We start from the raw sequence: 11,414 nt of genomic DNA on the forward strand, positions 1-11,414 counted from the left end.
CGACACGCCGCCCCCGGCCTCGATCAGGTGATCAGTCGTCGTATTCATCAGGTGACTCCTTCGGGGAGGAACACACCTGATTCATGACACTCCCCGGACAGGTGCCCGCAAACGCTGGCGCGCTCGCCGACGGGTGTCAGGTGCGCTCGTCGCCAGCCGCGCCACAAGGGGGGGTGCCCCTATGGGTTTGGTCAAGCTGGTGGGGTGGGTTGCGGGTCGTAGAAGGTGCCGTCGCGGAGCATCGCGAAGAGCACGTCGGCTCGTCGTCTCGCGAGGCAGAGGAGGGCTTGGGTGTGGTGCTTGCCCTGGCTGATCTTCTTGTCGTAGTAGGCCCTGGAGACCGGGTCGGCCAGGGCCGCGAACGCGGAGAGGAAGAAGGCCCGTTTGAGCTGCTTGTTTCCGCGTCGGGGCGGTTGTTCGCCACGGATCGAGGAGCCCGAGCTGCGGGTCGCTGGGGCAAGTCCGGCGTAGGCGGCGAGGTGGGCGGAGGAAGGGAAGTTGGATCCGTCGCCGACGTCGATGAGGATGCGGGCTCCGGTCCTGACGCCGATCCCCGGCATGGACGTCAGGACCTGGGAAAGAGGGTGGTTGTCCAGCAGTTCCTCGATCCTCGCTGCGAGGAGTTTCCGCTGGTCAAGCACCGCTTGGAGCGAGCCGGCGAGGCTGGGAACGATCAGCGCGGCTGTCTCCGTGCCCGGGACGACGACGGTCTGTTCGTCCAGGGCGGTGAAGATGTCCTCGACCGTCGCTCGGCCATCCGCGGGGCCTTCGGACGTATCAGCGTGATCAGTCGACGGCGTCCGGCCTTGCGGATCTGGGCCGGAGAACCGAACTGGTCGAGGAGCTTGAGCACCGCTGGGTGCTGCACTCGCGGACCCAGGACCCGTTCCAGCGACGGATGGATCTGCGTGAGCAGGCCCCGCAGACGGTTGCTGATGCGGGTTGCTTCGCCGGCCAGGTCGTCGTCGAAGCCGACGATCATCTCCAGTTCGGCGATGGTCTCGTCCTCGAGATCGACCGAGCGGAGAGTGTGCGGCATGACGCGGGCCGCGTCGGCGATGACGAACGCGTCGCGGGCATCGGTCTTGGCCTCACCGGGATAGAGATCGGCGATCCGCCGCATCGTCAGCCCGGGCAGATAGGCGACCGGGCAGCCCATGTCCCGGGCCACCGCCAGCGACAGGGCGCCGATGGAGGCCGGCTGGTCGACGACCACCAGTACGGTCCCGTGCTTGGCCCGAAGTTTCCCGAAGACCTCGCGGAGCTTGGGCTCGCTGTTGGGCAGCCGCTTGTCGAAGGCCTTCTTCCCGACCGGGGTGACGGCGGTGGCGTGGTGTTCGCCCTTGCCGACATCCAGGCCGAGGAAGGCACCGATGCCACTGACGTCGATCACGTGCGTCCTTCGGTCGTCCCCGCCCGGCCGTCCCACGGCACCGATCGCCACATCCACATTACGAAGAGCCTCCCGACCTGCGAAGAAGCCGGTGGTCATGCCCCTAATCAGCGGTCTGTCGATGCCTCCGGAGCCGGTGACACCACCCCCCAGGCCATACGTTCGACAGGGGGAGAAGGCCATGCCAACTCCGGAGGCCGGGCGCCCCATTGCGGGGCCACCAAAAAGGTAATGGGGGGGAACGTAATCGTTTCTTCGGTGAACTCCCGCACCCGGTCGAGTGAGTCGCCTGCGCGTCGGGGCCGGCGGCGTTCACGTCACGCACCATCCCTTCCATCAGGCCGGTACGTCGTCTGAGTGGGTTGGGGCGGTCGTGATCGGCTGCGGTCATTGTGGTGATCTTGGCCAAGGTGCGGCTGATGTCACGCCATGTCAGGCGCACCACTGGGTATGCCGATCATCTGTTCGATAGGTGTTCTTCCGACCCGGTGCCGGGCAACAGGCCCGGCGCTGCATGAGTTCGGGGGTTCGGCCTGATGAACCACATATGGATGAGACGCCTCGCCGGCCAGGTTGCGGCCGTGATGCTGCCGGTGGCGGTTCTCGCGGCGCTGCCGTCGGCGGCGATCGCGCACGACGCCGGCGAGCTGCGGGTGGAGTCTTACGTGCTGCCCGTCGGCGCGGCGAAGGCATCGCTTGGGGAACTGCAGCAGAGACGGTCTGGCACGGCTGCGGCAGCTCGCCGCCGAGTCAGAGCCGCACGCTCGGATGCCGTTGGAGACGGCGGGGCCGGCCGCCTCATGCTCCCTTGTCGCGCCGGGCGTCCGGCTCGCCGGTCCTCCCAGGGCAGGTGGGGGACCGGTCCCCGGCGGCCGCAGCGCCGCGGGCGACTGCTCCGGAGCCGGCCCGGACGATGACCTTCGATGAGTGCAAGAAGGGCCTGGGCAGCGACAAGAAGTTCTACGTCAAGTCACGCTTCGCGGTGTGCAACGGGGCATCGTTTCTGCAGACCTGGGTGCTGAACAACCGCCCCGTCGGCGAGAGCATGTTCAACGTCTGCGTGATCGGCACCATCCCGGCCAACAGCCGCACGATCAACTTCCAGTACTACTTCACCGACTTCATCACCACCGGCAGGACCGGCGCCGCCTCCATGCCGATCACCACCAAGGGGAACATTCCGCAGAGCTGGCCCTCGCGCGTGCGCTACACCCGCGGCGGCAACCTGCCCGCCGGGAGCAGGACGTTCGCTCAGTTGAAGGCCGCGGGTACCTTCAGCCAGACCGTGACCGCCGCGCCGGGGCAGGGCAGCAGCGGCTCCACCGACCTGATCTTCGCGGTATACGAGCCGGTCGTGACCTACACGGCCCCGGCGCCCTGGAGGCTCAGCGGTTCGACCGGCGGCAAGCTGTTCATGCTCGCCCCGCGCTGGGACGCCGCTTCCTACCTGGCCAAATCCACGGGCGGCGGCAACCCGGCCAGGAAGGGCGCTGCGACGTTCAGCTACGTCACCGCGCTCACGCTGAGCGCCAAGCAGGGCGCGGAGGAACAGGCAGAGGCCGCGCACATCCGTCAGGCCTTCCTTGTCCCGCAGGACGCCAAGCCGTACATGTCCGCGAAGAAGGTGCCCGGTCAGACGGCCACGGATCCACTGCACCGCACGGTGAGCAGCGCCCGCATCGATAAGAACAGGGCGGAAGCGGTCAAGCAGTGCAAGCGCTACTGGGGACCCAACTATGCCAGCGGCGGCAAGGAATGCGACGAGTACCCGTTCGCCAGCACCTACGAAGGAGCCGCGCAACCCGAGTACGACCCGGACGCCAAGAAGCTCCACTTCTCCGTGAAGCCGATCGCGCGGGACGACAACCAGGCCGGCGGCCTGATCCTGAAGAGCTTCTACGCCAAGAACCGCATCATCGACGGACTGGAAGACGGCTTCATCGTCAAGATCGTTGTCTGATCTGACGCTTCATCGGCGGGGGCGGCCACAAGACCGCTCCCGCCGCAGCGCCACCCCTCTCTATGCGTCGGTCGGCCAGAACTGGATGAGGTAGCGCTCCACTCCGACACCGGTGCCTTCGCCCTCCGACAGCGCAGCCGCCTCGGCCCGGCCGACACAGCTGACCCGTTGTCCACGCCTCCGCCGGTCGTGCAGTGGGGCAGTAGCAGCACGGTGCGCCACCGCGGGCGGTGAAGCTGCCGGCGTCCGCCGGAACACCGCCGCACCGGCGGCCCACGCCTTCCTCGGCCACGGAACACGAGCACCAGCAAAAGCACCAGCACCATTGCGCACCGGGACCAGTCCAGCTCGCCGTTCGCGCCGAGCCGATCCAGCACCACGCGGTGCAACTTTGCCCACACCCGGGCCTTGGAGCAGCCGGTAAAGCGCCGGTGGACCGTTTGCCAAGAGGCGCCGAAGACCGGCGGTAGCTGCCGCCAGGTGCAGCCCGACGTGGCGACGAAGAGGATCGCTGCCAGGACCGCGCGGTCGTCACACCGCCGCCGACCGCCACCCTGGGCGCGCACGGGCGGCTCTGGCGCCACGTCCTGGAAGATCTCCCACAGTCCGTCCGGTACCAGCTGCTCAACTATGCCCATGCCAGAGCAACGAGCCTTGGCCCCCAAGGCACCGTTTTACCCCGGTGCCTACCACCCGCCGCCCGATCCTCTACCCTGTGCCGGGCGGCGAGCAGGGGGAATCGACGATGAGCATGTACTTCGACATCGGTGACGAGACGCTGTGGAACCCGTCGAACGGTGCCGGCCGCCTCTTCGTACGGCAGGTCGAGATCTTCGAGGCGGAGCTCAAGCTGCCCTCGGGAATCGGCCAGGGCAAGTATTGGGGCGACCCGGACACACTCGAGGTCGATCCGGCCATGTACGCGGAGTTCGTACACGGCCTGGTCGCCTGGCACTGCCGGACGGGGCACTCCGTGATCCTCGCGCTCTCCGAGGGGTTCGTGGCGACGGCAGTCGCGCTCGCGCGGCGCGCGGGAATCGAGGTGGACATGCCCGAACCGGGGTCCGGCCATGTGTCTGGTGGCGTCCAGCGCGACGTGCAGGTTCCCGGCAATCCCCGGACCGCGTCAGCCGCCGTCGTCACCGCGCTGGACACGCGGGCGCGGGAGATGGACCGCTGGATGGCCCGCTGAGCCGGTACGCCCAACCGCCCCTTGCCGACCCAACACCCTGGACCCGCTAGCCGTTTCTGCCTCTTGCCTGCCCCCAACTGAGACGTCCTCTTAGACCGTGTCCTATGTGGTGAGGCGGTCGTTGGGCTGTTCATGGGTCGGGGTACGTGGAGTTGGATTGTTCCGGACGGGCTGTGGGAGATCGCCGAGCCGCTGATCCCATCGTCGAAGACGCGTCCGCAGGGCGGGGGAACGCAGGACACGCCTGATGAGACGCTGTTCGCGGCGATCATCTACGTGCTGGTCAGCGGTGTTCCTGGCGCGCGTTGCCGCCGTGCTTCGGGATATCGAAGTCGACCGCGCACCGCCGGTTCCTGATCTGGTCCAGGGCAGGTGTGTGGGGCCGGCTGCACGAGGCGATCCTGCAACGGCTGGACGACGCCGGCCTGCTAGACCTCTCCCGAGCGGTCCTCGACTTCGCCCATGTGAGGGCGAAAGGGGGGGCGAACTCACAGGTCCGAGTCCCGTGGACCGGGGCAAGCCGGGTTCCAAGATGCACGTCCTGTCGGATGCGCACGGACTGCCCCTCGCCGTCGGCGTCTCCGCCGCAAACACCCACGACAGCCTCGCGCTGAAGCCCATGGTCGCGGGTCACCAAACGAGACACGACCCCTACAACGGGCGCCACTTCAAACCCCAACGTCTGCACGCCGACAAGGCCTACGACATACCTCACCTGCGGAAATGGTTACGCGGCAAACGCATCGGCGTCCGGATCGCCCGCAAGGGCGTCGAGTCCAGCGAACGCCTTGGCCGCCGAAGGTGGGTCATCGAACGGACCATGTCCTGGCTGACCGGATACCGCAGACTCAACCACCGCTACGAACGACACCCCCGCAACTACCTGGCCTTCCTCGGCCTCGCCGCCGCCCTCTGCTGCTACAAACGCCTCATCCGCCTCACCACATAGGACACGGTCTGTAGGAGCGAGGTGGGGCGAGTTGGGCCTTGACCTGGGTATCGCTGGCTTCGGCGCCTGCGGTATCCGGGCCCCGCTGGCAGCCGCAGTTCCCCGTGAGTTCCCGGCTGATCTGGCGCGGTTGTGGCACGGGAGCTTCTGATCCGTAGCTCTAGCCAGACCGGTCAGCGACGTCCATACCGGTCACTTCGAGGGACCACAGGGACGCTATCGGACAGGGGTTGCGGTACGGCGCTGCGGTAAGTCTCGGGGTCGCTGCCCGTCAACCGGTTACGGCAGGATCGCCAACCAAACGTCCCAACTCGCAGTCGCCTGGGGTGTCACCTTCCTTGGCGGTACTGGCAAGAAGTATGGGCACATGAGGCTGCACCTCGCCGTACACGTAAACCGTGTACTTGTCTCCGCTTTTGTAGATGGCTTGACACATCCTCAAGCCCGTTGCGCCGCTGATCTCGTCCGGCCCGAGGCTGGTGTTGATCAAGGCAACTGACCCCTTGAGGCGCAGCTTCGTAATGACTGAGCTATCCGAGCCGACTGAGTCACGCACTGATTCGGGAGTAAGCGTCGGTCGGCTGCCGCAGCCGACGAGCAGCAAAGCACCCGCGAGAGCGGCAGCGTAGCGGCGTATGGCAGGCAACATGGGCCGTCCTTGATCAGAGAAAGGAGCAGGATCCTAACGCCCTACCCTCGCTGCGAGGTGTGATTTTTCATCCGCGTTGTCGGTGTGCTCGACGAAGAAGGCTGGGCCGGACCAGTTTGGAAGACCACGTATGCGGATGCCTGCTGAGCTGGGAGGTCGCTGACCTGCGGGGAAGTGGCTACGTCGCCCTGGTTCCCCGTGGTTCCCCGGTCGTCTCCCTCTGATCGAGCACGCAAGGGGCACGCCTCGGCCGGGTGGGCTGGTCAACGCTGCACGCTGAGCCTGACCTCAGAGGGTCCAGTGCCGACCCGGCGTACGCCGCGCCGGGCTGGTGCTCACCGGGGCGCGGACACCACCTCCTTCCCCCGTCAGGCCCACGCGGGTCGGCCTCGGGCAGGATTAGCGCGTGCTGCCTCTCCGACTGCTGTGGCGTGATCCCCGGCCCATCCCCCGGTTCAATCGGCAGGAGCCGGTCAACCTGATCGTCCGTGATCCCGGCTTCTACGAGCCGAGCGATGAGGATGACTGCTCGACGTACTGGTACTTCTGCCAGGCCCATGACCGCCCCTACCGGCACGAAGCCTGCGGGGAAGGGCCGCATCTCATCGCCCTGCATTGCGAAGAGCACGGGCCGGAGACCATGTGGCCGCAGCCACTCATGCTCATACTTCCGGAGGGGTTCGATCCCCCGCTGAGCGACGCGCAACTGGCCTGGGCATGGGCGGAGGACGGCGCTGTCTAGGCATGGTCCGAAAGAGACGGCCCAGGTTCGTGGCAATGGCGCGATCGGGTCCCCAGCGATCTTGAGAACCGTCGTGGCGGCGACGTCACCGTGGGTTCAAATCCCACACCCACCGCAGATGAAGGGCCCCTGACCAGGCAACTGGTCGGGGGGCGTTCGTATGTCTCCGCCCCGTGGTCGCCGGGTGTTCCCCGTACCGCTCGATCGGGCACGCGAGGGGCACGATGTTTGCCAGGGGCGGTTGCTGGGCTTCACTCCCATGCTGCTTTGAGCAGCGCGTGACCCCTACTGATGACCCGACTGGCGACAGATCGGGGCGGATGAGTCTTGCCGTCGTCTTCGGCGGGGCTTCCGTTGCGTTCTGGTTCTGCTGCCCGTTCTGGATGATCGTCTGGCTGCTGGCCTTGCCGCTGGGCCTGGCAGGCCTTGTACGGGGTTCAATCGAGTACCGCGCTGCCTCGCGTCAAAGCGCGAGCCGTGCTCAGCCTCTGAGTGGTCTGGTGCTTTCGTCCGTGGGGGCGATCGCGGCGGTCGCGTACATGGTCTTTCTGTTCACGCATCCGGACCTGCTGATTCAGGAGTAGGTCGGTGTAGTGGTCAGGCTTCTCGAGGCGCTGCCGCTGTGGTGATGTCCGAGTGAGCTATCCCGCGACAGACGAGCTGTCCTCCGCAGAGCGCGCGTTCATGATCAATGCACCCGAGCTCGACATTCTTCCCGGCGTCTGGCCGACCTGGATGAGCCGCTGGCGTCCGGGCCCGCCTCGGACCTCGTCCCGATCCTCCTGCCTCTCGTCGACAGGGGTGAATTGAGGTGTCGCGGGTCGTCCCCTGGATGGCGCCCGATGGGACTGCGGGATTCCAACCCGGCCCCTGCATCCCGAAGCCGTTCCTTCCCGCTCTTCTGTCGGACGGCCAGGCCTGGAAGTACCCGGAACCTTGTGAGTGGCTGGGCTGCCTGACATTGACCCTTACCCAGGCAGGGCAACAGATCCCCCGGTGACCCGCGGTTAGCCACGCGGGCGGTGTAGCGGCTTTGGGCTGGAGCTGCCATGGGGCGAGAGATCATGGCTCCTTACGCTGGCCGCGAATCGGGGTGGCTCCTCGCCTGCCCGCAATAGCCTGATCGGGCCCATGGTCTTCGAGGCTCGCCCCATGGTGGCTGCGTAAAGCCGGCGCAAAGCCTTGGGGCCGACCGCCCCAGCCACGACGGGCCGCCTCCACCGTCAACCCTTCGCCGGGTCGGCGTGCGGCCGGCGGCCGGGCCGTGCCGTGCCGGGCGAAGACAGGTGCGCGGGCCGAGCTTTCGGGCCGCGCTGTCGCGCCGTGCGCGGCAGAAGCGCCTTGATGAAGTGTCGCCGCGGGGGTTCCGGTCACTCAAGTCGTGGCCCGGTATGGGGTTTCACCGCTGTCGGTGCATGCGTGGTTGCGTTAGTACGAGCAGTTGGGTCTGCCGGGGCCGGCGGACCGCTCGCACCGGCCAGCCCCGTGTCCGCACCGGACGGGCGGCCGCCAGGCGCCGCGTGGGCTGCCCGTCCGGAGGGCGGACCCACTGCCGCCGGGCGCGCAGCTGGCATAGGCGCATTCGTCAGTACTCGAAGATCGGCCACCCGGCACCTGCCTGCGCCCAGTGGTGACCTGCCTGAAGGTGGTTGAGGATGACACGCTGGACGTCGTTCTCGGTGGGCAGTGACAGGGCCGTTTGCAGGTCGACGACAGTGCGGCCGTAGGCGTATTCGATTGCGTCCCGGTCGCCGGGCGTGAGCCCGGCGTCGTCGGGTGCCTGGCAGTCGGTGCTTCTGGTGTAGAAGTCGAGCTTTCCGGCGAAGCGGCGGAGTTCGTGGTCGTCGGGCAGGTACTCCCTCAGGGCGAGGTCGACCATCCAGCTGTTCACGTTGACGGGGATTGCGGTGTAGCCGAACGGAATGCCACGGCCGTACCTGCGGGGCATGCGGCGGAAGAAGGCGTGGACTTCGTCGCCCCAGGCCTTGTCCGGCGCATCGGTGAGTGGAGTCGCTGTATGGGGCACGCGCACGTCGACGTATCCATTCCAGGCCAGGGCATCGAGTTGTCCCAGCCGGTACCTGCGGCCGCGGAACACGTGCATCACGTAGTCGTGATCAAGGAACGGTGCCTGCTCATCTGCGGCCCGCCTGCGCACGGCGATCTTCTCCCCGAGGATCCCGAGGCTCCTCCAGGAGACGTCGTCGGGGACATCGATCTCACTGTGCAGGGCACGGACGGCCGAGGTAGTGGCCAGGCAGGACACCACGTAGAACCACCGGCCCGCCAGGCCGTGTTCAGGCATCACCGGGCCGACGGGCACGGGTGCATCACCACCCATCAGGTCGCGCGCGGCCTTCACGGTCCGGTCCAACAGCCACCGCCAACTCGAGCCGGCCTGGGCGACCAGTAGAGCCGCCTCGGCGATGGCCGGGTGGTCCTCGCTCGGGACGTTCAACCGCTCCAGCAACGCACCGAGTTTGTCTCCCTCGGGCAACTCCAGCGGCGGGAAAGGGCCTTCGACCTCTTCGAGCGCCTCGATCCAGTCCCGGTACTCCTCGCCCAGGCCCAGCTCAGCCCGGACATCCCCCGCGCGTATCGTCATCATGACGATAACTCTAGACCATGACTGCGGCCGTTCGGCCGGCTCCCGGCCGAGGCCAGGCAGACGGCGGCCGGGGTGTGGAGATGTCCCTGCTGACGGCACGGCTTTGTGATGTCACGGGCCCACGGCCGTGTCGCCCCCGAGCCCGCTTCCAGTGAGAAGTCCGCTCCAGCCAGCACCCTGCAGAGGGGCGGATAGGCTCACGGCCTGCCGAAGGCGAAGGGCGCAGGGAGACATGGGGCAGACCGGCGACAGCGAAGTCAGCTTCGGCGACGGCGCACGGTCGTCGAGCGGATATGCCCCCTCACAACTGACTGATGAGGCCGAAACGGCGGGACGCGCTGTGACTCCCCGACAGTCCCCGTTCGTCGCCCTTGCAACGGGTACGGCAGGAGCACGCTATCCGCGCGGGTTCGGGACCCGCTGCCAGCCGTCGACGGACCTGGTGATGAACAGCACTCGGTAGACCTCGCGGGTCCACACCGTGGCGCCTTCCCCGTGTTCGGGGAGTTCCTCGAACGCCTCTTCTTCCGAGTCGTAGCTGTACTTCCGGCCTTTCGCGTCCCGAATCATCCACTCTCTGCCGGGCAGCCCCGCGAGACCCATAGCCACGACGATCTTCCCCTCCCCGTTGGTGTGGGCGAGATCGTAGCCGCCGGGAGCTCGGGGGTGGCTGGCTGAGGGGCTTTGACCTGTGGCCTCATCCTTGTCCGGTCGGTCCTGGGGAGGCGTCGGCACTGGCCAACCTTGTCTTCCAGATCACCGGCCGCATGTAGATGCTAGTCATCGCCGACGGCCTGGGTGCGCGGCTGTCCGCCGCAACGCATGACGTGCTCGGTCAGCGAGGCGCATTGCGGCGCCGTGTCGGTTGTCGATGACCACGTGCGGCACCGAAGGACGCAGCTCCACGTCGACCGTGCTCAGGTACTCATCCCAACGTGTCAACTTCTGTGCGTCTCGGTCCGCTGAACGGAAGTGAATGAACTTCCGCATCCACTCCTTGTCGCACTGGACCCACACTGGGAAGAGGTCAGCGCCGAGATCACCGCACTGGCTGGTCAGCCGGTCCATCCATTCCGTGTCCGTCATCTCAGCGAGGAATGGCGCAGTCAGGACGGTAGAACAGCCCGACGTGAGGTTGGAGATACCGGCCGTCATCAGACGCTCGTACTCCACGGGGCGGACCTGCTTGCGGTACACGTCGCTCTCACGGTCATTTGCGTCGCTGCCCAGCGCGATCAGTAGGCGCTCTATCAGGGGTCGGGTGACCGGGTCCCTGTCGAGCAGAAGCCAGCCCGTGTGCTGGCTGAGAACGTGAGCAAGTTCAGTCTTCCCGCTACCGGCGTAGCCGCCAACGAGAACGAGAGCGGGACGACAGGGGGCGGCGATTCCACCGGCTCGCCCGATCCAGGCGGCAATGAGGCGTTGCTGCAGCCCGAGGGGGTCTCTATCTCTGCGGATGAGGCCGTGGAGAGCATGCTCGACCGATAGGCCATCCGTGCCACCAGCACTCTCCCCGCTGGGGGGAGAGGCCTCGTCGGGGAGCGGGCAGCGGAATCCAAGGTTCGATTCGCTGGCTTGGTAGAGCAAGCAGTAGGCGCGACGGAAGTGGGATCAGGGAATGCCTCTCCCTCTTCGTGCTGGCGCAGGGTCGATGGATCTGCGGCGTTACAGCTCAAGTGGGCGCCCTCGGCCACCTCGCGGGGGCGTGCAAGGACATCTTCGAAGGTCAGGTTGTGTGCCTCTCTGTGTTCTTTGAGCTTTCTCGGCTGCCATCCTGCCCGCTGCTTCATGGAGACTCCCTTCACTTTGGCCACGCCAGAGGGAGGCTAAGGGCTGTCCCGTAACTGCTGGTCACGGGTGAGATGATCTTGATGTGGCTGGTGTGATCACGGCGTCGGAGCCGTCCTGGATAGCCCCGTTC

The 11,414-nt window shown here is 66.9% G+C and carries 8 protein-coding genes and 4 pseudogenes; 6 read left to right on the forward strand and 6 right to left on the reverse strand.

The features are described 5' to 3' along the window. Positions 1-191: 191 nt before the first annotated feature. Positions 192-1,393: pseudogene (locus ACWGI8_RS29025) on the reverse strand (IS110 family transposase). A 913-nt stretch (positions 1,394-2,306) separates the two neighbouring features. Between ACWGI8_RS29025 and ACWGI8_RS29030 the strand changes: the two are divergent. Further along, a complete protein-coding gene (locus ACWGI8_RS29030; RefSeq protein WP_453665317.1) occupies positions 2,307-3,353 on the forward strand; it encodes a NucA/NucB deoxyribonuclease domain-containing protein in 1,047 nt (348 codons plus the stop codon). Positions 3,354-3,676: 323 nt separating this feature from the next. Here ACWGI8_RS29030 and ACWGI8_RS29035 read toward each other — a convergent pair. Next, positions 3,677-3,991, reverse strand: a pseudogene (locus tag ACWGI8_RS29035) (transposase); the annotation flags it as partial. Between the two features lie 107 nt (positions 3,992-4,098). Between ACWGI8_RS29035 and ACWGI8_RS29040 the strand changes: the two are divergent. Beyond that, complete coding sequence (locus ACWGI8_RS29040; RefSeq protein ID WP_453665319.1) at positions 4,099-4,545, forward strand: DUF6086 family protein; 447 nt, start codon at positions 4,099-4,101, stop codon at positions 4,543-4,545. A gap of 132 nt (positions 4,546-4,677) precedes the next feature. Then, a pseudogene (locus ACWGI8_RS29045) lies at positions 4,678-5,494 on the forward strand (IS5 family transposase). A 271-nt stretch (positions 5,495-5,765) separates the two neighbouring features. Here the strand turns inward: ACWGI8_RS29045 and ACWGI8_RS29050 are convergent. After that, positions 5,766-6,143, reverse strand: coding sequence for a hypothetical protein (locus ACWGI8_RS29050; protein ID WP_453665320.1), 378 nt, complete (start codon positions 6,141-6,143; stop codon positions 5,766-5,768). Positions 6,144-6,549: 406 nt separating this feature from the next. Between ACWGI8_RS29050 and ACWGI8_RS29055 the strand changes: the two genes are divergently transcribed. The 3 genes and pseudogenes from ACWGI8_RS29055 to ACWGI8_RS29065 all read left to right on the forward strand — a co-directional run. Then, on the forward strand, positions 6,550-6,885 hold the full coding sequence (locus ACWGI8_RS29055) for a hypothetical protein (RefSeq protein WP_453665322.1): 336 nt from the start codon (positions 6,550-6,552) through the stop codon (positions 6,883-6,885). 320 nt (positions 6,886-7,205) lie between these two features. After that, positions 7,206-7,469 carry a hypothetical protein gene (locus ACWGI8_RS29060; RefSeq protein WP_453665324.1) on the forward strand — a complete coding sequence of 88 codons (264 nt, stop codon included), beginning with the start codon at positions 7,206-7,208 and terminating at the stop codon, positions 7,467-7,469. A gap of 767 nt (positions 7,470-8,236) precedes the next feature. Then, positions 8,237-8,434, forward strand: a pseudogene (locus ACWGI8_RS29065) (IS481 family transposase); the annotation flags it as partial. A 36-nt stretch (positions 8,435-8,470) separates the two neighbouring features. Here ACWGI8_RS29065 and ACWGI8_RS29070 read toward each other — a convergent pair. The 3 genes from ACWGI8_RS29070 to ACWGI8_RS29080 form a co-directional block, all read right to left on the reverse strand. Next, positions 8,471-9,493: an acyltransferase domain-containing protein gene (locus ACWGI8_RS29070; protein WP_453665325.1), complete on the reverse strand. Its 1,023-nt coding sequence runs from the start codon at positions 9,491-9,493 to the stop codon at positions 8,471-8,473. Between the two features lie 396 nt (positions 9,494-9,889). After that, on the reverse strand, positions 9,890-10,102 hold the full coding sequence (locus ACWGI8_RS29075; RefSeq protein WP_453665327.1) for a hypothetical protein: 213 nt from the start codon (positions 10,100-10,102) through the stop codon (positions 9,890-9,892). 171 nt (positions 10,103-10,273) lie between these two features. Further along, positions 10,274-11,080, reverse strand: a complete 807-nt coding sequence (locus ACWGI8_RS29080) for an AAA family ATPase (protein ID WP_453665328.1) — start codon at positions 11,078-11,080, stop codon at positions 10,274-10,276. Between the last annotated feature and the right edge of the window lie 334 nt (positions 11,081-11,414).

This window comes from Streptomyces sp. NPDC054841 (genome assembly GCF_053611045.1).